Here is a 19,356-nt window from a genome sequence, read left to right as displayed (position 1 = left end):
GTTAAGCAGGGCGCTGGAAAAGATCAAAGGGTGGTATGCCGGCTGAATGGCACACCGCCCTTTTGCGTTACCCCGTCGTTTCGGATTCCATCGCAGCGGTTCACCCCTGCGAATCCACCCGCCGCCGGTGGATCACTTCCTTCGTTTGCGCGAGCTTCTCCAGCAGTTCGGGCCCGCGGCTCAGCGCGACGCCGACCGCCAGAATGTCGCCGATCGCCAGATGTGACACCCGCGAGGTCATCGGGGAGAAGATGTCGGTGTCTTCGTCGACGTTCGCAAAGAGGCCCACGGTTGCGAGCCGCGCGAGCGGCGAATTGCCGTGCGTGATCGCGATCACCTTCGCGCCCGCGTTCAGCGCGGCCTTCGCGGCATCGATGATGTCGCGCGTGCGGCCCGTATTGGAAATCGCGACGACCACGTCCCCAGGTCCGAGCAGCGCGGCCGACATCAGAAACGTATGCGGGTCCGAATACGCGACGCTCGGCATGCCGAGCCGAAAGAACTTGTGCTGCACGTCGAGCGCGGCGATGCCTGAGCCGCCCGCCCCGTAGAACTCGATGCGCTTCGCTTGCGCGAGCATGTCGATCGCCGCCGCGACGCTATCCGACGACAGATTGTTGCGCACCTGAATCAGCGCGCCGATCGTCCGGTCGAGCACCTTCGCGGCGACACCCGGCGTCGGCTCGTCGGGCCGCACGTCGCGATAGACGGCGGGCACTTCGCTGGCGATGCCCTGCGCGAGACGGATCTTGAATTCGCGAAAGCCGGAGAAACCGAGCGCGTGGCAGAAGCGCGCGATCGTCGGCTGACTCACGCCCGCGCGCGCGGCGACCTCGGTCATCGACAGATCGAGTACCTCGCGCGGCGCCTCGATCACGTAATCGGCCAGCTTGCGTTCGGACGGGCGCAGCTGGTCGCGCATCTCTTCCACCTGGGACAGCATCATCGGAAAACTCGCACTATGCTGAAGAACGTGTGGACTATATCCGATTGATCGTTGGCGCACAAAAGGTAGGTACAAAAACTACATATCGGCGAGTAAGTGTATTCCCTGGGTTTCTGCTATAAAGCGCTAAGGCGCCGCCAGTAGGGCGACCTGGCGATCCGTGCCATGCGGCGCCGCAACAGAGTTCGTCATTGCGATCGTGTAGTTTTTCTACTAAGATGACGTCGTTCGATATCACAACCCCGCGATGCCGCCAGGTGTCATGCGTGCGCCTGCCGCCAGCGACGAAGGAGCTCCGATGGTTTCCCCGCATTCGCAATTGTTGAAGGTCACGCAACGCGTGATCGAGCGCAGCAAGCCCACGCGCGCAGCGTATCTGGCCCGCATCGAGCATGCGCAGGGGCGCTTTCCGGCGCGCGGCGCGTTGTCGTGCGCGAACCTCGCTCACGGTTTCGCCGGCCTCGAGGGCAACGACAAGCTCGTGATCAAGCAGATTCGCGAGCCGAATATCGGCATCGTGTCGTCGTACAACGAGATGCTGTCGGCGCACGCGCCGTACAAAAACTACCCGGACATCATCAAGCAGGCCGCGCGCGAAAACGGCGGCGTCGCGCAATTCGCGGGCGGCGTGCCGGCGATGTGCGACGGCGTCACGCAGGGCAACGCGGGCATGGAGCTATCGCTGTTCTCGCGCGAAGTGATCGCGATGAGCACGGCCGTCGCGCTCACCCACAACATGTTCGACGCGGCGCTGTGCCTCGGCATCTGCGACAAGATCGTGCCGGGCCTGCTGATCGGCGCGCTGCAGTTCGGCCATTTGCCGACCATCTTCGTGCCGGCCGGCCCGATGGCAAGCGGCCTGTCGAACGACGACAAAGCCAGGACGCGTCAGCAGTTCGCGACCGGCCAGTGCGGCCGCGACGCGCTGCTCGAAGCGGAAGCGGCCGCCTATCACAGCCACGGCACCTGCACGTTCTACGGCACCGCGAACAGTAACCAGATGCTGATGGAAGTGATGGGCCTGCATCTGCCGGGCTCGGCCTTCGTGCATCCGCACACGCCGCTGCGCGACGCGCTGACCGCGCAGGCCGCGCGCCGCGTGCTCGATCTGACGGTCGAGCGCGGCCACTACATGCCGATCGGCCATGTGGTCGACGAGAAGGCGATCGTCAACGGCATCGTCGCGCTGCTGGCGACCGGCGGCTCGACCAATCACACGCTGCACCTCGTCGCGATTGCGCGCGCGGCCGGCATCGTGATCGACTGGGACGACTTCGACACGCTGTCGCAGGCGGTACCGCTGCTTGCGAAGATCTATCCGAACGGCAAGGCCGACGTGAACCACTTCCACGCGGCGGGCGGCGTCGCGTTCCTCGTGCGCAATCTGCTCGAAGGCGGTCTGCTGCATGAAGACGTGAACACGGTCGCGGGCAAGGGTCTGAAGCGCTACACCGAGGAGCCGAAGCTGCTCGACGGCAAGCTGCAATGGGTGGCAGGTGTCGAGGCGAGCGCGGACACAGCGGTGCTGCGCGGCATCAGGGAGCCGTTCCAGCCGGACGGCGGCCTGCGTCTGATGCAGGGCAAGCTCGGCCGCGGCGTAATCAAGATTTCGGCGGTCGCGGCTCAGCACCGCATGGTGAAGGCGCCGGCAATCGTGTTCGATTCGCAGGAAGCGGTGCAGGAAGCGTTCGACAAGGGCGAGCTCAAGCGCGACTTCATCGCGGTGGTGCGCTTCCAGGGCGCACGCGCAAACGGCATGCCCGAGTTGCATCGTTTGACGCCGCTGCTCGGTGTGCTGCAGGATCAGGGTTTCCATGTCGCGCTGGTGACCGATGGCCGTATGTCGGGCGCGTCGGGCAAGGTGCCGGCGGTCATCCATCTGTCGCCGGAAGCGTTGCTGCAAGGCCCGATCGGCAAAGTGCGCACGGGCGACATGCTGGTGATCGACGCCGAAGCGGGCCTGCTCGACATCGAAATCGACGCAGCCGAGTGGGCCGCGCGTCCGAACGCCGAGCCGCTGCATCAGGCGGACAACGAAGTCGGCTTCGGCCGCGAGCTGTTCGGCGTGTTCCGTGCGGCGGCGGCGCCGGCGGAGCAGGGCGCGTCGGTGTTCGGCAAGCTGGTCGGCGAGGGCGGCACGGTCGACGGCCAGCACGGCCACGGCGGCCATCACAAGCACGGCCACGACGGTGACCATCAGCACGGCCATCGATCCAGCGACCATCACACGAGCACCGCGCAAGCCGGCGCGGCGCCGCAGAAACAAGGAGTCTGACTATGACGTCGAAAACAGTAAGCGATATCGTGCGCCTCGGCCCGGTGATTCCGGTGCTCGCGTTCGACACGGTCGAACAGGGCGAACACGTGTCGCGCGCGTTGCACGCGGGCGGCGTGAAGGTGCTCGAAATCACGCTGCGCACGCCGGCGGGCCTCGGCGCGATCGAGCGTGCGTGCGAACTCGCGGACGACATCGTGGTCGGTGTCGGCACGATCACGAAGCCCGAGCATTGCGCCCAGGCGAAGAAGGCGGGCGCGCAGTTCGGCGTGTCGCCGGGTCTGACCAAGGACATGCACAAGGCCGCGCAGGATGTGGGTCTGCCGCTGTTGCCCGGCGTGATGACGCCGTCGGACATCATCCTCGCGCTCGAGCTCGGCTACGAGATCGTCAAGTTCTTCCCCGCACAGCAGGCGGGCGGCGTGCCGATGCTGCAGGCGTTCCACGGCCCGTTCCCGGCGCTGAAGTTCTGCCCGACCGGCGGCATCACGCCGGAAAGCGCGCCGCACTTCCTGTCGCTGCCGAACGTGGTCTGTGTCGGCGGTTCGTGGCTCACGCCGAAGGCCGCGCTCGCCGCGCAGAACTGGGACGAGGTCACCCGCCTCGCGCGCGCCGCGAGCCAGCTGGCGGCACCCGCGCACTAAGCCCCACAACCCAATAGCGCATCGGTCAACTGAACCGGGCCCAGGAGTCTCGTCGATACAGCCGCATCAGGCTGTCGCGCCGAGACTCTTTTTTTACCTGATATGCGTGCTGGATTTGCGCGCGCTTTCTGGAAACAAACAGTAGAATTCAGCGTCCGCGCGGCTAGCCGGGTTTTCAGGCATCGCGCAGGTTGCCGTGAGACGAAGTGCCGGCCGCACCCGCACTCTGAAGTCAATAAACCAAAGGAGGGGCTTCATGGAATCTGCCCACGGCAGCTTGCTGCTGGTCTACGCATTGATCGCGATCGCGCTGCTGATCTTGATGATCACGCGCTTCAAGGTCTATCCGTTTCTCGTTCTGATCATCGTGTCGTTGCTGCTGGGCCTCGTGGCCGGCATGCCGATGCAGACCATCGTCAAATCGTTCGAAACGGGGAACGGCAACACGCTCGGGCACATTGCCATCGTCGTCGGTCTCGGTACGATGCTCGGCAAGATGATGGCCGAATCGGGCGGCGCCGAGCGCGTCGCGACCACGCTGATCAACTGGTTCGGTGAGAAACACATTCACTGGGCGATGATGGTGGTCGCGATCATCGTCGGCTTGCCGGTGTTCTTCGAAGTCGGCTTCGTGCTGCTGATTCCGATCGCGTTCAACGTCGCCAAGCGCACCAACAAATCGCTGCTGCTGGTCGGCCTGCCGATGGTCGCGGGTCTGTCCGTCGTGCACGGGCTGATCCCGCCGCACCCGGCCGCACTGCTCGCCGTGCAGGCGTATCACGCGGACATCGGCAAGACGATCGCCTACGGTCTGATCGTCGGCGTGCCGTGCGCGATCGTCGCCGGTCCGCTGTTCGCGTTGATGGTGAGCCGTCATATCCAGTTGCCGAAGGAAAATCCGCTTGCCGCGCAATTTCTGGGCAGCGACGTGAAGGACGCCAACGGCGTGCAAAGTGGTAACGCCGCGAAGGCCGCTGCACCGAAGCGCGAACTGCCGGGCTTCGGCATCACGCTGGTCACGATCCTGTTGCCGGTGGTCCTGATGCTGGTCGGCAGCTGGGCCGACCTGGTCTTCGAGCCGAAGACGCTGCCGAACGATCTGCTGCGCTTCTTCGGCAACACCGACGTCGCGCTGCTGACGGCCGTGCTGGTCAGCTTCTGGACCTTCGGCGCGAGCCGCGGCTTTAACCGCGAGCAGATTCAGAAGTTCTGCGGAGAATGTCTCGCGCCGATCGCGGGTATTACACTGATCGTCGGTGCGGGCGGCGGTTTTGGCCGCGTACTGATGGATAGCGGCATTTCGAAGGAAATCACCAGCGTGGCGACCGCGGTGCATCTGTCGCCGCTGCTGTTCGGCTGGCTCGTCGCGGCGATGATGCGTCTCGCGACCGGCTCGGCCACCGTCGCGATGACGACCGCCTGCGGCATCGTCGCGCCGATCGCGGCGGCGGGCGCGGTGCAGGTGAAGCCGGAACTGATGGTGCTCGCGACCGGCTCGGGCTCGCTGATCTTCTCGCACGTGAACGACGGCGGCTTCTGGCTGATCAAGGAATATTTCGGCATGACGGTGGTGCAGACCTTCAAGACGTGGTCGCTCCTCGAAACCATCATTTCGGTGATGGGGCTGGGCCTGACCTTCGCACTCGCGGCGGTCCTGTAAGGAGTTTCAAATGATTCTGATCGCAATGGGCGTGTCGGGCGCCGGCAAGACGAGGATTGGCGAAATGCTGGCCGAGCGCCTGCATTGCGCGTTCACCGACGGCGACGCGTTCCATAGCGCGGCGAACAAGGAGAAGATGCACCACGGCATTCCGCTCACCGACGAAGACCGCTGGCCGTGGCTGAAGACGATCCGCGCGGCGATCGAGGAAAAGCAGAAAGCGGGCGAGACGGCGGTGTTCACGTGTTCGTCGCTGAAGCGCTCGTATCGCGACATTCTGCGTGCCGGCGACAAGGACGTGTGCTTCGTCTACCTGCAGGGTTCGCGCGAGGTGCTCGCGGAGCGTCTCGGGGATCGCACTGGGCATTTCTTCGATCCGTCGCTGCTGCAAAGCCAGCTCGATACGCTCGAGGAGCCCGGTGACGACGAAGCGATCACGGTCAGCATCGATCTGACGCCGGAACAGATCGTCGACGAGGTGCTCAAGCAGGTCGAAGCGCGCTGAGTCTTTGATTGCTTCGCGTTCCAGCTTCGAACGCGGGACGAAAAAAAAGCCGCTCCCCGGAGCGGCTTTTTTACGCATTGAAGAAGCTGGCCCAGCCGATCAGCCGATCCGCTTCGCCAGTTCGACGGCCCGGCCGATGTACGAGCCGGGCGTCATCGCGAGCAGGCGGTCCTTCGCGTCCTGCGCAATCGCCAGGCCGCCAATGAAGCTCTGCAGCGCCTCGCGCGTGATGCCCTTGCCGCGCGTGAGCTCCTTCAGCTGCTCGTACGGATTCTCGATGCCGTAACGGCGCATTACGGTCTGCACCGGCTCGGCCAGCACTTCCCAGCAGTTGTCGAGGTCTTCGTTCAGACGCTGCGCATTCACTTCGAGCTTGTCGAGGCCGCGGATCAGCGAGTCGTACGCGAGCAGCGAGTAGCCGAACGCGACGCCGATGTTGCGCAGCACCGTCGAGTCGGTCAGGTCGCGCTGCCAGCGCGACACCGGCAGCTTGTCGGCGAGGTGACGCAACGTGGCGTTCGCGAGGCCGAGGTTGCCTTCCGAGTTTTCGAAGTCGATCGGGTTGACCTTGTGCGGCATCGTCGACGAACCGATTTCGCCGGCCTTCGTGCGCTGCTTGAAGTAGCCGAGCGAGATGTAGCCCCACACGTCGCGGTCCAGATCCAGCAGGATCGTGTTCGCGCGCGAGATCGCGTCGAACAGCTCGGCCATGTAGTCGTGCGGCTCGATCTGGGTCGTGTACGGATTGAACGCGAGCTTCAGACGGTTCTCGACGACGTCCTTCGAGAATGCTTCCCAGTCGAACTCCGGATACGCGGACAGGTGCGCGTTGAAGTTGCCGACCGCGCCATTCATCTTGCCGAGCAGTTCGACCTTCGCGATCCGCTCGATCGCACGCGCGAGCCGCGCGGCGACGTTGGCGATTTCCTTGCCGAGCGTGGTCGGGCTGGCCGGCTGGCCGTGCGTGCGCGACAGCATCGGCTGGGCGGCGTGCGCGTGCGCGAGCGCAACGAGGCGTTGATGCACCGAGCGCAGCGCCGGCAGGATCACGTGTTCGCGCGCGCCGGCGAGCATCAGGCCGTGCGACGTGTTGTTGATGTCTTCCGACGTGCACGCGAAGTGGATGAACTCGCTCGCGCGCTCCAGTTCTTCATGGCCCTTCACCGATTCCTTCAGCCAGTATTCGACGGCCTTCACGTCGTGGTTCGTCACGCGCTCGATTTCCTTGATGCGCGCGGCATCGTGCGCAGTGAAGCGCTCGGCCAGTTGCAGCAGGAATTGCTCGGACGCCTCGGAGAAGCGCGGCACTTCAGCGAAGCCGGCGCGCGACAGCGCGATCAGCCAGTGGATTTCGACCGTCACGCGATTGCGCATGAAGGCGGCTTCCGAGAGCCAGTCGCGCAGGGCTTCGGTTTTGGCGGCGTAGCGGCCGTCGAGCGGGGAAAGCGCGTTCAGCGCGAACAGGGTGTCGGGGCGGGTGTCGGACATGATGAGGACCGGGTTGAAGCGGTTGAGCGCTCAGCGAGCGGGTCGGGAACGGAGGGAACCCTGAATTTTACCACTGTGACGCGATCGGCCCGCCCGGATGCGTGGGTCGCAATCCGCGCCGCTAGAATGCAGACTTCTTCCCTCTCGACGGCAAGCGCAATCGCATGGAACTGAAATGGCTCGAAGACTTCATTTCGCTCGCGGAAACGCGTAGCTTCAGCCGCTCGGCCGAGTTGCGCCACGTCACGCAGCCGGCTTTCTCGCGCCGCATCCAGGCGCTCGAGGCGTGGCTCGGCACGGAACTGATCGACCGTTCTGTTTATCCGACACGGCTCACGGCGGCCGGTCAGGTGTTCAACGAGCAGGCGCTCGCGATGCTGTCGCAATTCCACGAGGCGCGCGCGCTGCTGCGCGGCCACACGGCGACGCCCCAGGCGACGATCGAATTCGCGGTCCCCCACACGCTGTCGCTCACTTACTTCCCGCGCTGGCTGCAGCGCATCGAGGCGCAGATGGGCCCGATCCACACGCGGCTGCGCGCGCTGAACGTGCACGACGCGGCGCTCTCGCTGGTGGAAGGCGGCTGCGATCTGATGATGGGCTACCACCATCCGAGCCATCCGGTCGCGCTCGATCCGGCGCGCTACGACATGCTGACGCTCGGCCACGAGCCGATCAGCCCGTTCTCGGCGCCGGCCCGCGCGGGGCGGCCGCGTCACACGCTGCCAGGCTCGGCCGATGCGCCCGCGCCGTATCTGTCGTACACGCCGAACGCGTACCTCGGGCGCATGACCGAGGTGATTCTCGCGAACGCGCCGGAGCGCCTGTACCTCGACCGGCTCTACGAAACCGACATGGCCGAGGGGCTCAAGGCGATGGCGCTCGCTGGTCACGGCATCGCGTTTCTGCCGCATAGCGCGGTCGAAGATGCGGTGGCCGAAGGCCGGCTGATCCGCCTCGATCGTGCGACGCGCGGCACGCCCGAAGGGCAACTGACGCTCAGCATGGAGATTCGCCTGTATCGCGACAAGCTCGCCGCGAAAAGCGACGACGCGCGCCAGATTCTCGTGCGCCAGTTGTGGGACGTGGTGTCGGAGGAACTCCGGCAGAGCGCCGCCTGAGCCGCGGCATAAAACTCAAACTCGAACCCGCGTCGCGACGACGCGAATTTGCGGCTTTGCGAACGTTATGCAAGAAAAACATAACGGGATAAGGAAACGGCATTGGATTTCGATACGGCGTTTTTCCACAATGCCCGTACTCGATCAAACGCCGGAGCGTTCATGTCATCCCAGCAACAAGCCGCAGAATCGGTACAAGCCGCCTCAACGTTGCAAGCCGTTCCCTCCTACCTCAATAAGAAAGACCTCGGCCCTTGGGGCAACTATCTGCGCCAGGTCGACCGCGTCGCGCCGTATCTCGGTTCGCTGTCCCGCTGGCTCGAAACCCTGAAACGCCCGAAGCGCATTCTCGTCGTCGACGTGCCCATCGAACTCGACAACGGCACGGTCGCGCACTTCGAGGGTTATCGCGTGCAACACAACGTGTCGCGCGGTCCGGGCAAGGGCGGCGTGCGTTATCACCAGGACGTTACGCTATCCGAAGTGATGGCGCTGTCCGCGTGGATGTCGGTGAAGAATGCGGCGGTGAACGTGCCGTACGGCGGCGCGAAGGGCGGCATCCGCGTCGATCCGCGCACGCTGTCGCGTGGCGAGCTCGAGCGCGTGACGCGCCGCTACACGAGCGAGATCGGCATCATCATCGGACCGAATACCGACATCCCCGCGCCGGACGTGAACACGAACGAGCAGATCATGGCGTGGATGATGGACACGTACTCGATGAATCAGGGCCAGACGGCCACCGGCGTCGTGACTGGCAAGCCGATCACGCTCGGTGGCTCGCTCGGCCGTCGCGAGGCGACCGGCCGCGGCGTGTTCGTGGTGGGCTGCGAAGCGGCTCGCCGCATCGGCTTCGACATCGAAGGCGCACGTATCGCGGTGCAGGGCTTCGGCAACGTCGGCGGCATCGCCGCGCGTCTGTTCCAGGAGGCGGGCGCGAAGGTCGTCGCGGTGCAGGACCATACAGGCTCGGTGTACAAGTCCACCGGCATCGACGCGGTCGCGCTGCTCGACTACGTCGCGAAGACGGGCGGCGTCGGCGGTTTCCCCGAAGCCGATGCGATCACCGGTGATGAGTTCTGGACCGTCGAGTCGGACATCCTGATTCCGGCGGCGCTGGAAAATCAGATCACCGAAAAAAACGCCGGCAAGATCAAGACCAGGATCATCGTCGAGGGCGCGAACGGCCCGACCACCACGGCGGCGGACGACATCCTGCACGATCGCGGCATCCTCGTGATTCCGGACGTGGTCGCGAATGCCGGCGGTGTGACAGTGTCATATTTCGAATGGGTCCAGGACTTCTCGAGCTTCTTCTGGACCGAAGACGAGATCAACGAGCGCCTCGAGCGCGTGATGCGCGAAGCGTTCGCGGCGGTGTGGCAGGTGTCGAGCGAGCAGAACGTGTCGGTGCGCACGGCTGCGTTCATCGTCGCGTGCAAGCGGATTTTGCAGGCGCGCGAGATGCGCGGCTTGTATCCCTGATGGACCGTGTCCTATCTTGTTTGAAACGGCGGTGACGCGGCCCGGTATCCGGGCCGGGAGGCGCACACTGCCGAAACTTCGTGCATCAACGCGGTCCACAAGACGGCGTGTTTGACCGGCGGGCGGCATCCTATCGATGCCGCCCGCCTTCTCATATGCGCGAAACGGCCGTGCCACGGCGCTGCAAGCCCATCGCGGCGTGCGCGCAACAGAATGGTTAATAGCGATACTTTCAGAAAAATTACTTTGTTACACTGGCGCCGGTTCTTGCCAAGGAGATCAAGATGAAGATTAAAAAAGCTGCGCTGCTGCTCGCGACTCTCGGACTGTTTACGGTTGGCGCGCATGCGCAAGACTCGGGCACGCTGAAAAAGATCAAGGATACGGGCGTCATTTCGCTGGGCCATCGCGAATCGTCGATCCCGTTCTCCTATTACGACGAAAAGCAGAACGTGATCGGCTACTCGCAGGATTACGCGATGAAGATCGTCGAGGCCGTCAAGCAGAAGCTGAACATGCCGAACCTGAAGGTGAAGCTCGTGCCGGTCACGTCGCAGAACCGCATTCCGCTCGTGCAGAACGGCACGGTCGACATCGAGTGCGGCTCAACCACGAATAACCTCGAGCGTCAGCAACAGGCCGCCTTCACGAACACGATCTTCGTGATCGGCACGCGCCTGATGACCAAGAAAGATTCCGGCATCAAGGACTTCCCGGACCTGAAGGGCAAGACGGTCGTCACGACCGCCGGCACCACGTCCGAGCGCCTGCTTCGCAAGATGAACCAGGACAAGAACATGGGCATGAACATCATCAGCGCGAAGGATCACGGCGAATCGTTCCTGACGCTGTCGACGGGCCGTGCCGCCGCGTTCATGATGGACGACGCGCTGCTCGCCGGCGAGCGCGCCAAGTCGAGCAACCCGGGCGATTTCGTGATCGTCGGCACGCCGCAATCGCGGGAGGCGTACGGCTGCATGCTGCGCAAGAACGACCCCGACTTCAAGAAGGTCGCCGACGACGCCATCGCGAAGGTGCAAACGTCGGGCGAAGGCGAACAGATCTACAAGCGCTGGTTCGAATCGCCGATCCCGCCGAAGGGCCTGAACCTGAACTTCCCGATGAGCGACGATATGCGTGCGCTGTTCAAGAATCCGAACGACAAGGCAATCGACTAAACCCTAGCTGCTTTTTCGACACTTTCGAAACGCTGAACGCAACGGAAGGGGCCACGCGCTTCTTCCGTTTCTTTTTGCCGGAGTCTTGGCCATGTCATATCACTGGAACTGGGGCATTCTGCTGAGTCCCGTCTCCACGGGCGAGCCGACCACCTATCTGGGCTGGCTGTTCTCGGGGCTGCGGGTGACGGTCACCGTGTCGCTGTCGGCATGGGTGATCGCGCTGATCGTCGGCTCGCTCTTCGGTGTGCTGCGCACGGTGCCCAACAAATGGGCGTCGGGCGTCGGCACCGTCTACGTCGCGATTTTCCGTAACATTCCGCTGATCGTGCAGTTCTTCATCTGGTATCTGGTGATACCGGAGCTGCTGCCCGTGTCGATCGGCAACTGGTTCAAGCAATTGCCGCCGGGCGCGCAGTTCTTCTCATCGTCGATCGTGTGTCTGGGCCTCTTCACCGCCGCGCGCGTGTGCGAGCAGGTGCGCTCGGGCATCAACGCGTTGCCGCGCGGCCAGCGCGCGGCCGGTCTGGCGGTAGGCCTCACGCAGTGGCAGACGTATCGCTATGTGCTGCTGCCGGTCGCGTACCGCATCATCGTGCCGCCGCTCACCTCCGAGTTTCTGAACATCTTCAAGAACTCCGCGGTTGCCTCGACGATCGGTCTGCTCGATCTGTCCGCGCAGGCGCGCCAGCTCGTCGACTACACGTCGCAAACTTACGAGTCGTTCATCGCGGTCACGGTCGCATACATGCTGATCAATCTGATCGTGATGCAACTGATGCGCTGGGTCGAAGTGAAGGCCCGGCTGCCCGGCTACATCGGAGGAAAGTGATGCATCATTTCGACTGGAGCGGTATTCCGGGCGCGCTGCCTACGCTATGGACCGGCGCGATCATCACGTTCAAGATCACGCTGATCGCGATCGTATTCGGCATCATCTGGGGCACCATTCTCGCGATGTTTCGACTGTCGCCGATCAAGCCGCTCGGATGGTTCGCGCAGGCTTACGTGACGCTCTTCCGTTCGATCCCGCTCGTGATGGTGCTGCTGTGGTTCTTCCTGATCGTGCCGCAGGTGCTGCAAAGCGTGCTCGGTCTGTCGGCCGACATCGACATCCGGCTCGCCTCGGCGATGGTCGCGTTCTCGCTGTTCGAGGCCGCGTATTATTCGGAGATCATCCGCGCCGGCATTCAGGCGGTGCCGCGTGGGCAGGTCAACGCGTCGTTCGCGCTCGGCATGACCTATGGGCAGGCGATGCGCCTGATCGTGCTGCCGCAGGCGTTCCGCGCGATGGTGCCGCTGCTGCTCACGCAGGGTATCGTGCTGTTTCAGGATACGTCGCTCGTCTACGTGATCAGCCTCGCCGACTTCTTCCGCACGGCTACGAATATTGGCGATCGTGACGGCACGAACGTCGAGATGGTACTGTTCGCGGGCGCGTGTTATTTCGTGATCTGCGTGATCGCGTCGAGCCTCGTCAAAGGTCTTCAGAAAAAGGTCGCAAGATGATCTCTATCAAGAATGTTTCGAAGTGGTACGGCCATTTCCAGGTGCTGACCGACTGCACGACGGAAGTCAAAAAGGGCGAAGTGGTCGTGGTGTGCGGGCCGTCCGGTTCGGGCAAGTCCACGCTGATCAAGACCGTCAACGGACTCGAGCCGTTCCAGAAGGGCGAGATCGTCATCAACGGCCAGTCACTGACCGACAAGAAAACCAATCTGTCGAAGCTGCGCTCGAAGGTCGGCATGGTGTTCCAGCACTTCGAACTGTTTCCGCATCTGTCGATCGTGCAGAACCTGACGCTCGCGCAGGTCAAGGTGCTCGGCCGCTCGAACGACGAGGCGACCGCGAAGGCCCTGAAGCTGCTCGATCGCGTCGGTCTGCGCGCACATGCGGACAAGTATCCGGGGCAGCTGTCCGGTGGTCAGCAGCAGCGCGTGGCGATTGCGCGTGCGCTCTCCATGGACCCGATCGCGATGCTGTTCGACGAGCCGACCTCGGCGCTCGATCCGGAGATGATCAACGAAGTGCTCGACGTGATGGTCGAACTCGCGCAGGAAGGCATGACGATGATGTGCGTGACGCACGAAATGGGCTTCGCGAAGAAGGTCGCGCATCGCGTGATTTTCATGGACAAGGGTTTGATCGTCGAAGACGACCGCAAGGAAGACTTCTTCGCGAATCCGAAGTCGGATCGCGCGAAGGATTTTCTCGCGAAGATTCTGCACTGAGGGTTGGCGTGCAGGCCTCGTTTCGGGGCTCGCGCGGGACGAAAAAAAGCCGCTCCGTGGAGCGGCTTTTTGTTTCGCAGACGTAGGGTGACGCGGCGGCTTACGACTCGAACGCTGCCGTGTCATCGGCGGCTTCGAGATCGGTTTCGCTGTCGGGTGAAAGCGTCGTTGCGCTCGTGCCCACCGCGTGCGCGCCGTTCGACGCCGCGATCGTCGTGGCCGACGCCGATGCGTCGAGTGCCGGATTGCGCAACTTTTCGAGCACCGACTGCGGCACCGGAATATTGGCGCGGCCGATCACGTCGCCATGCTGGAACATCAGCAGATCGCCGGGCTTGAACGCGGTCCACACTTCGTTGTCGGTCAGCGGCTTGGTCGCGATGACTGCGACGCGGTCTTCGGGTGTCGTGTATTTGGCGAAATCGATCGATACGTCCGCGTCGACCAGATGCGCGGTCGAAAACGGCCAGCGACGCACGACGTAATGCAGATGCGTCGAGCAATGCGCGAACAGGGCCTGGCCGTTAGACATCAGGAAATTGAACACGCCGTACTGCGTGATTTCACGCGTGAGCGTCTCGAGCGCGGCGAACAGCTCGTGAAGCGGCGGCTGCTGCGCGCCCGGAAAAGCCTTACGCAAACCTTCCAGTAGCGCGCAGAACGAGAGTTCGCTGTCGGTCGTGCCGACCGGCTGATACACGCCGTTCAGTTCCGGCGCGTAAGCCTGCAGATCGCCGTTATGCGCGAAGATCCAGTGACGCCCCCACAGTTCGCGCATGAACGGGTGGCAGTTTTCGAGCAGGATGTGCCCTTGCGTCGCCTTGCGGATGTGCGCGATCGTGTTTTTCGATTTGATCGGGTAGCGCTTGACCATCTCGGCGATCGGCGACGTGGCCGACGATTGATGATCGATGAACAAGCGGCACGCCTTGTCTTCAAAGAAAGCGATGCCCCAGCCGTCGGCGTGGTGATCGGTGACGCCGCCACGCGCCGCAAAGCCGGTAAAGGAAAACGTGACGTCCGTCGGCGCGGCGCAGTTCATTCCGAGAAGTTGGCACATGTTGCAGGTGAGCCTGTGAACGGAGTGAGCCGTTACAATGATGATTTCCCAAGCATATCACCGAGCCGGAGACGCCAAATAGCAAAATTGACATGTGTTTGGGCCGCTACAACGCGGTTTGACCGGTCGATCAGCGAGGCGCGCGAAGTCTCGTATTCCTGCCATGACTGCTTCCAACGTTTCCCCCGATGCCATCACACTGGTCCGCCCGGACGACTGGCATCTGCACGTGCGCGACGGCGCGATGCTCGCGGCCGTGCTGCCTGACACCGCTCGCCAGTTCGGTCGCGCGATCATCATGCCGAACCTGAAGCCGCCGGTCACGACGACCGCGATGGCGGAGGCATATCGCGAGCGCGTCATCGCCGCGATTCCCGAGGGCGCGAAATTCGAGCCGCTGATGACGCTGTACCTGACCGACAACACGCCGCCCGACGAGATCCGCCGCGCGCGCGAGAGCGGCTTCGTGCACGGCGTGAAGCTGTACCCGGCGGGCGCGACGACGAACTCCGACGCGGGCGTCACCGATCTGATGAAGTGCGCGAAGACGCTGGAAGTGCTGCAGGAAGTCGGCATGCCGCTGCTCGTGCATGGCGAGGTGACCGATTCGGACATCGATCTGTTCGATCGCGAAAAGGTCTTCATCGATCGCGTGATGATGCCGCTGCGCCGCGCATTTCCGGCGCTGAAGGTCGTGTTCGAGCACATCACGACGAAGGACGCGGCCGACTACGTCCGCGAAGCGGGCGTCGCGCCGGAACTGCTTGGCGCTACGATCACCGCGCACCATCTGCTGTACAACCGCAACGCGATTTTCCAGGGCGGCATCCGTCCGCATTACTACTGCCTGCCGGTGCTCAAACGCGAGACCCATCGCGTCGCGCTGGTCGAGGCGGCGACCTCGGGCGATCCGCGCTTCTTCCTCGGCACCGACAGCGCGCCGCATCCGAAGGGGCTGAAGGAACACGCGTGCGGTTGCGCGGGCTGCTACACCGCGCTGCACGCGCTCGAGCTCTATACCGAAGCATTCGACAAGGCCGGCGCGCTCGACAAGCTCGAAGGCTTCGCGAGCTTCCATGGTCCGGACTTCTACCGTCTGCCGCGCAATACGGAGAAGGTCACGCTGCGTCGCGAGGAATGGACGCTGCCGGCCGAACTGCCGGCCGGCGATACGCCGGTCGTGCCGCTGCGAGGCGGGGAGTCGATTGGCTGGCGTCTCGTTTGAGGCTGCGGTAGATGCGGGAGCGTGAGGCGGGGCAGCGCGCTGCCAAGATTGATAAGGCGGCGAAAGCGGGCTCCGCGGTAGCGCATGAAGCCGCGGCGACCAAAGCTGCGCGCGGCATGGCACCCGAGCCTCTGCCACAGTGCTTCGCCGCAATCGACTGGTCGAAGCCGTGGTTCGCGCAATTCGCCACACGCGGTCAGCGTTGGCAGCAAGCCGCGCTGACCGGCTACGCGGACCTTCTCGCCGCGATGAACGCCGACGCCGCCCAGATGCAACAGACCACCGGCCGCGGCCAGCCTCTTGCGTTCATCGCGCAGGACGACCTGCCACCGGGTGCCGCGTACGAGGGGCATATAGCGTCGACCGGTTGCGTGCCGACGCGCCACAATCTGCACGACTTCTTCAACGGTTCGATGTGGTTCGCGTTTCCGCGCATCAAGGCGGCGCTGAACGCGCGCCAGTCGGCGGAACTCGACGTGCTCGGCGTCGGCCCGACGCGTGGCGGTGTGCGCGACATGCTGACCCTCTTCGACGAAAACGCGCTGCTGTTCGCTTGCGCCGATTCTTCGCTGAGCGCCGCGCTACGCGGCTTCGAGTGGCAGACGCTGTTTGTCGCGTGGCGCGATGCGTGGGGGCGGAGCTGCGAAGTGCGGTGCTTCGGCCATGCGCTGCTCGAAAAGCTGATCGCGCCGTTCAAGGGCTGCACCGGCCATGCATGGATCGTCGACGTTCCGGAAGAGTATTTCGAATGGGACACCCCGACGCGCGACGCATGGCTCGATGAAGCCGTCAGCGCGGCGCTGCTCGGCCCCGACGCTTTGACGAGCCGCATGTTCGCGCCGCTGCCGGTGCTCGGCATTCCGGGCTGGTGGCCCGAGAACGAATCGCCGGCGTTCTACGACGACACGTCCGTGTTCCGCACGGGGCGGCGCAAGCGCTAGGCGCTTCCAAGTTCGGTGTTAAAATTCGCGCCAGCAAAGCAGGCCAGGCAGTCGCGGCCTCGACGGCTTCGGCCAACGAGGGCGAGGAAAGTCCGGACTCCACAGGGCAGGGTGATGGCTAACGGCCATCCGTGGCGACACGCGGAACAGGGCAACAGAAAGCAAACCGCCGATGGCCCGGCGCAAGCCGGGATCAGGTAAGGGTGAAACGGTGCGGTAAGAGCGCACCGCGGCTGTCGCAAGGCAGACCGGCACGGTAACCTCCACCCGGAGCAATTCCAAGTAGGCAGGCGCGCATCTTCGCGATGCAGGACGGGGCCCCCGTCTCGTCTGCGGGTAGGAAGCTTGAGCGCGTCAGTAATGGCGCGCCTAGAGGAATGGCTGCCACGCGGGTCGAGTCTTCGGGCGCGGCGCGTGCACAGAATCCGGCTTATCGGCCTGCTTTGCCGCTGTATAAGGAAAGCCGGCGTCCGTTGGGACGCCGGCTTTTTCATTTAGGGCGGGGTGGCGGCCGTGGCCGCCATCGCTTTCGCGCTCAGAGCGCGACGATGTCGAACGAATGCGTGAGCTCGGCGGTCTTCGCGATCATGATCGACGCCGAGCAGTATTTGTCGTGCGAGAGGTTGATCGCGCGCTCGACGGTCGCCGGGTTCAGATTCTTGCCCGTCACCGTGAAGTGGAAGTGGATCTTCGTGAACACCTTCGGATCTTCGCTCGCGCGCTCGGCCTTCAGCGTCACCGAGCAGCCGGCGATCTCCTGGCGGCTCTTCTTCAGGATCATCACGACGTCGTAGGCGGTGCAGCCGCCGGTGCCGAGCAGCACCATTTCCATCGGGCGCGGCGCGAGGTTGCGTCCGCCACCCTCGGGTGCGCCGTCCATCGCGACCAGATGACCGCTGCCCGTCTCGGCCGCGAACGCCATCCCGTCTTGTCCCATCCAGCTTACTTTGCATTCCATGCTGTCACTCCCACCGCGCATCGCTTTGTCGAGACGGCATTGTAGCCCGGCGTCTGAGGATTGGCGCACGCTGAGCGCATCCCGCGTCCATGCACGGTGATTGCTTTCTTGTTGCGGTGCGGAATGGGCGGGTGGTTCCAGAATTCCTCGGACAGTTTAGGGTACTTACTCTAAGGCATGTCTGATGCGATTCGAATTTTTTGGCCTTTAGTGCTTGAGCCAAAAGGAGTTTCGTCAAATGTCCTCCCTGCCTCGAATCTGTCACATTGTGAAAACTAATTTCACAATGCAAATCTTCTTGCGTTGCACAAGGGTGACTCTTATAATTTACTTCATCGTTGCAGCAGTTCTGCAACCTCCGCTGTCTCCTCCACCTCCTCCTTTGGTGGATTAAACCCGAGCCGCTCGTTCGGGTTTTTTTTCGCCCCGTTTGTCAGGCGTTTCGCCCCGTTTCCTGGCCGCTCGCGGCGAGCGCATCGCACGTTTTGACTTGCCAGCACAAATTCCTTTATAATTCAGGGCTTTTCCGCATCCGCGCCCGCGGAAGAAGAACCAGGGAGAGCCTGCACGCGCCTCGATGCGCACACTACAAGCAGGAAAGAACACATTGGGCGCAGCAATTTTTTTGGATCGATCATGAAGACGTTTTCCGCAAAAGCCCATGAGGTGACGCGCGAATGGTACGTGATTGACGCGACGGATAAGGTTCTCGGGCGTGTCGCCAGCGAAGTGGCACACCGTCTTCGCGGCAAGCACAAGCCTGAATTCACTCCCCACGTCGACACCGGTGATTTCATCATCGTCATCAACGCCGGCAAGCTGAAGGTCACGGGCAACAAGGTTACCGACAAGAAGTACTACCGTCACTCGGGCTATCCGGGCGGTATCTATGAAACGACGTTCGGCAAGATGCAGGAACGCTTCCCGGGCCGTGCGCTCGAGAAAGCGGTCAAGGGCATGCTGCCGAAGGGTCCGCTCGGCTACGCGATGATCAAGAAGCTGAAGGTCTACGCTGACGCAACGCATCCGCATTCGGCACAACAGCCGAAGGCGCTCGAGATCGAGATCTAAAGGGAGCCCACATGATCGGTAACTGGAATTACGGCACGGGCCGCCGCAAGAGTGCCGTCGCTCGCGTGTTCATCAAGGCAGGCAAGGGCGACATCGTTGTGAACGGCAAGCCCATCGCCGACTACTTCTCGCGCGAAACGTCGCTGATGATCGTGCGTCAGCCGCTGGAACTCACGAACCACGGTGTCACGTTCGACATCAAGGTCAACGTGACCGGCGGCGGTGAAACGGGTCAAGCAGGTGCGGTTCGCCACGGCATCACCCGCGCGCTGATGGACTATGACGCAACGCTGAAGCCGGAACTGTCGAAGGCTGGCTTCGTCACGCGTGACGCTCGTGAAGTCGAACGTAAGAAGGTCGGCTTCCACAAGGCGCGTCGCCGCAAGCAGTTCTCGAAGCGTTAATCGTTTCGGGCGCGAACCGGCCTTCACGCCGGTTTGCAGCAAAAGCCGCCAACGCCACGCGCGAAGGCGGCTTTTTTTATGGTTCGCCGGCCGGTCTCGTTCGCTCAAGCGGCATCGGCTCGCCTTGCATCGACCTTGCAGCAAGAACCCATTGATTTTGTGGG

18 protein-coding genes and 1 other RNA gene are annotated in these 19,356 nt (G+C 63.3%); 15 read left to right on the top strand and 4 right to left on the bottom strand.

What is annotated here, in order from left to right:
- Window positions 1-100: 100 nt before the first annotated feature.
- Window positions 101-946, bottom strand: a complete 846-nt coding sequence (locus tag HDG34_RS06100) for a MurR/RpiR family transcriptional regulator (protein WP_090801838.1) — start codon at window positions 944-946, stop codon at window positions 101-103.
- A gap of 298 nt (window positions 947-1,244) precedes the next feature.
- On the opposite strand from HDG34_RS06100, the gene edd reads away from it, so the two are divergent.
- From edd to HDG34_RS06080, 4 genes are all read left to right on the top strand, one after another.
- On the top strand, window positions 1,245-3,221 hold the full coding sequence (edd, locus tag HDG34_RS06095) for a phosphogluconate dehydratase (RefSeq protein WP_184058448.1): 1,977 nt from the start codon (window positions 1,245-1,247) through the stop codon (window positions 3,219-3,221).
- A 2-nt stretch (window positions 3,222-3,223) separates the two neighbouring features.
- Window positions 3,224-3,865 (top strand): bifunctional 4-hydroxy-2-oxoglutarate aldolase/2-dehydro-3-deoxy-phosphogluconate aldolase, encoded by a 642-nt coding sequence (gene eda, locus HDG34_RS06090; protein WP_184022929.1) that lies wholly within the window; start codon window positions 3,224-3,226, stop codon window positions 3,863-3,865.
- A 256-nt stretch (window positions 3,866-4,121) separates the two neighbouring features.
- A complete protein-coding gene (locus HDG34_RS06085) occupies window positions 4,122-5,525 on the top strand; it encodes a gluconate:H+ symporter (RefSeq protein WP_184058446.1) in 1,404 nt (467 codons plus the stop codon).
- 10 nt (window positions 5,526-5,535) lie between these two features.
- Window positions 5,536-6,030 carry a gluconokinase gene (locus HDG34_RS06080; RefSeq protein WP_184058444.1) on the top strand — a complete coding sequence of 165 codons (495 nt, stop codon included), beginning with the start codon at window positions 5,536-5,538 and terminating at the stop codon, window positions 6,028-6,030.
- A gap of 99 nt (window positions 6,031-6,129) precedes the next feature.
- Here HDG34_RS06080 and purB read toward each other — a convergent pair whose 3' ends face one another.
- The gene (gene purB, locus HDG34_RS06075) at window positions 6,130-7,518 is read right to left on the bottom strand and encodes an adenylosuccinate lyase (RefSeq protein WP_184058442.1); all 1,389 of its coding nucleotides are present in this window, start codon (window positions 7,516-7,518) and stop codon (window positions 6,130-6,132) included.
- A 164-nt stretch (window positions 7,519-7,682) separates the two neighbouring features.
- Between purB and HDG34_RS06070 the strand changes: the two genes are divergently transcribed.
- The 6 genes from HDG34_RS06070 to HDG34_RS06045 all read left to right on the top strand — a co-directional run bounded on the left by HDG34_RS06070 (window position 7,683) and on the right by HDG34_RS06045 (window position 13,533).
- Window positions 7,683-8,639 (top strand): LysR family transcriptional regulator, encoded by a 957-nt coding sequence (locus tag HDG34_RS06070; protein WP_018421792.1) that lies wholly within the window; start codon window positions 7,683-7,685, stop codon window positions 8,637-8,639.
- A 162-nt stretch (window positions 8,640-8,801) separates the two neighbouring features.
- On the top strand, window positions 8,802-10,124 hold the full coding sequence (locus tag HDG34_RS06065; protein ID WP_184058440.1) for a Glu/Leu/Phe/Val dehydrogenase: 1,323 nt from the start codon (window positions 8,802-8,804) through the stop codon (window positions 10,122-10,124).
- Between the two features lie 284 nt (window positions 10,125-10,408).
- The gene (locus HDG34_RS06060) at window positions 10,409-11,302 is read left to right on the top strand and encodes a glutamate/aspartate ABC transporter substrate-binding protein (protein WP_090801828.1); all 894 of its coding nucleotides are present in this window, start codon (window positions 10,409-10,411) and stop codon (window positions 11,300-11,302) included.
- A 91-nt stretch (window positions 11,303-11,393) separates the two neighbouring features.
- On the top strand, window positions 11,394-12,134 hold the full coding sequence (locus HDG34_RS06055) for an amino acid ABC transporter permease (protein ID WP_184058438.1): 741 nt from the start codon (window positions 11,394-11,396) through the stop codon (window positions 12,132-12,134).
- On the top strand, window positions 12,134-12,811 hold the full coding sequence (gltK, locus tag HDG34_RS06050; protein WP_018421788.1) for a glutamate/aspartate ABC transporter permease GltK: 678 nt from the start codon (window positions 12,134-12,136) through the stop codon (window positions 12,809-12,811). The genes HDG34_RS06055 and gltK overlap by 1 nt, the downstream gene beginning before the upstream one ends.
- Window positions 12,808-13,533 (top strand): amino acid ABC transporter ATP-binding protein, encoded by a 726-nt coding sequence (locus tag HDG34_RS06045; protein WP_090801826.1) that lies wholly within the window; start codon window positions 12,808-12,810, stop codon window positions 13,531-13,533. Before gltK ends, HDG34_RS06045 begins: the two co-directional genes overlap by 4 nt.
- A 100-nt stretch (window positions 13,534-13,633) precedes the next feature.
- Here the strand turns inward: HDG34_RS06045 and HDG34_RS06040 are convergent, their stop codons facing one another.
- Entirely contained in the window at window positions 13,634-14,593 is a 960-nt protein-coding gene (locus HDG34_RS06040; RefSeq protein WP_184050901.1) for a class II glutamine amidotransferase, read from the bottom strand.
- A gap of 163 nt (window positions 14,594-14,756) precedes the next feature.
- On the opposite strand from HDG34_RS06040, the gene pyrC reads away from it, so the two are divergent.
- The 3 genes from pyrC to rnpB all read left to right on the top strand — a co-directional run bounded on the left by pyrC (window position 14,757) and on the right by rnpB (window position 17,208).
- Window positions 14,757-15,818 carry a dihydroorotase gene (gene pyrC, locus HDG34_RS06035; protein WP_184058436.1) on the top strand — a complete coding sequence of 354 codons (1,062 nt, stop codon included), beginning with the start codon at window positions 14,757-14,759 and terminating at the stop codon, window positions 15,816-15,818.
- An 11-nt stretch (window positions 15,819-15,829) separates the two neighbouring features.
- Window positions 15,830-16,759, top strand: a complete 930-nt coding sequence (locus tag HDG34_RS06030; protein WP_184058434.1) for a DUF3025 domain-containing protein — start codon at window positions 15,830-15,832, stop codon at window positions 16,757-16,759.
- A gap of 35 nt (window positions 16,760-16,794) precedes the next feature.
- Window positions 16,795-17,208, top strand: an RNA gene (gene rnpB / locus HDG34_RS06025) — RNase P RNA component class A.
- An 86-nt stretch (window positions 17,209-17,294) separates the two neighbouring features.
- On the opposite strand, the gene HDG34_RS06020 is transcribed toward rnpB, so the two are convergent.
- A complete protein-coding gene (locus tag HDG34_RS06020; protein ID WP_026226035.1) occupies window positions 17,295-17,717 on the bottom strand; it encodes an OsmC family protein in 423 nt (140 codons plus the stop codon).
- Between the two features lie 636 nt (window positions 17,718-18,353).
- On the opposite strand from HDG34_RS06020, the gene rplM reads away from it, so the two are divergent.
- Together rplM and rpsI are read left to right on the top strand one after the other, a co-directional pair.
- Entirely contained in the window at window positions 18,354-18,788 is a 435-nt protein-coding gene (rplM, locus tag HDG34_RS06015; protein ID WP_090801822.1) for a 50S ribosomal protein L13, read from the top strand.
- Window positions 18,789-18,799: 11 nt separating this feature from the next.
- On the top strand, window positions 18,800-19,192 hold the full coding sequence (rpsI, locus tag HDG34_RS06010; protein ID WP_011489810.1) for a 30S ribosomal protein S9: 393 nt from the start codon (window positions 18,800-18,802) through the stop codon (window positions 19,190-19,192).
- Window positions 19,193-19,356 lie beyond the last annotated feature (164 nt).

Origin of the sequence: Paraburkholderia sp. HC6.4b, from assembly GCF_014200875.1 — a bacterium.
GTDB classification, from domain to species: domain Bacteria; phylum Pseudomonadota; class Gammaproteobacteria; order Burkholderiales; family Burkholderiaceae; genus Paraburkholderia; species Paraburkholderia tuberum.
The sequence above is the reverse complement of the archived record's forward strand: the minus strand, read 5'-3'. Positions and strand labels throughout refer to the sequence as shown.

Bases quoted from the DNA above. Each gene is read 5' to 3' on its own strand.
- purB (WP_184058442.1), bottom strand. From the start codon at position 7,518: ATGTCCGACACCCGCCCCGACACCCTGTTCGCGCTGAACGCGCTTTCC.
- HDG34_RS06055 (WP_184058438.1), top strand. From the start codon at position 11,394: ATGTCATATCACTGGAACTGGGGCATTCTGCTGAGTCCCGTCTCCACG.
- eda (WP_184022929.1), top strand. From the start codon at position 3,224: ATGACGTCGAAAACAGTAAGCGATATCGTGCGCCTCGGCCCGGTGATT.
- pyrC (WP_184058436.1), top strand. From the start codon at position 14,757: ATGACTGCTTCCAACGTTTCCCCCGATGCCATCACACTGGTCCGCCCG.
- HDG34_RS06060 (WP_090801828.1), top strand. From the start codon at position 10,409: ATGAAGATTAAAAAAGCTGCGCTGCTGCTCGCGACTCTCGGACTGTTT.
- HDG34_RS06030 (WP_184058434.1), top strand. From the start codon at position 15,830: ATGCGGGAGCGTGAGGCGGGGCAGCGCGCTGCCAAGATTGATAAGGCG.
- HDG34_RS06085 (WP_184058446.1), top strand. From the start codon at position 4,122: ATGGAATCTGCCCACGGCAGCTTGCTGCTGGTCTACGCATTGATCGCG.
- HDG34_RS06045 (WP_090801826.1), top strand. From the start codon at position 12,808: ATGATCTCTATCAAGAATGTTTCGAAGTGGTACGGCCATTTCCAGGTG.
- rpsI (WP_011489810.1), top strand. From the start codon at position 18,800: ATGATCGGTAACTGGAATTACGGCACGGGCCGCCGCAAGAGTGCCGTC.
- edd (WP_184058448.1), top strand. From the start codon at position 1,245: ATGGTTTCCCCGCATTCGCAATTGTTGAAGGTCACGCAACGCGTGATC.
- HDG34_RS06080 (WP_184058444.1), top strand. From the start codon at position 5,536: ATGATTCTGATCGCAATGGGCGTGTCGGGCGCCGGCAAGACGAGGATT.
- HDG34_RS06070 (WP_018421792.1), top strand. From the start codon at position 7,683: ATGGAACTGAAATGGCTCGAAGACTTCATTTCGCTCGCGGAAACGCGT.
- rplM (WP_090801822.1), top strand. From the start codon at position 18,354: ATGAAGACGTTTTCCGCAAAAGCCCATGAGGTGACGCGCGAATGGTAC.
- HDG34_RS06100 (WP_090801838.1), bottom strand. From the start codon at position 946: ATGATGCTGTCCCAGGTGGAAGAGATGCGCGACCAGCTGCGCCCGTCC.
- HDG34_RS06020 (WP_026226035.1), bottom strand. From the start codon at position 17,717: ATGGAATGCAAAGTAAGCTGGATGGGACAAGACGGGATGGCGTTCGCG.
- HDG34_RS06065 (WP_184058440.1), top strand. From the start codon at position 8,802: ATGTCATCCCAGCAACAAGCCGCAGAATCGGTACAAGCCGCCTCAACG.
- gltK (WP_018421788.1), top strand. From the start codon at position 12,134: ATGCATCATTTCGACTGGAGCGGTATTCCGGGCGCGCTGCCTACGCTA.
- HDG34_RS06040 (WP_184050901.1), bottom strand. From the start codon at position 14,593: ATGTGCCAACTTCTCGGAATGAACTGCGCCGCGCCGACGGACGTCACG.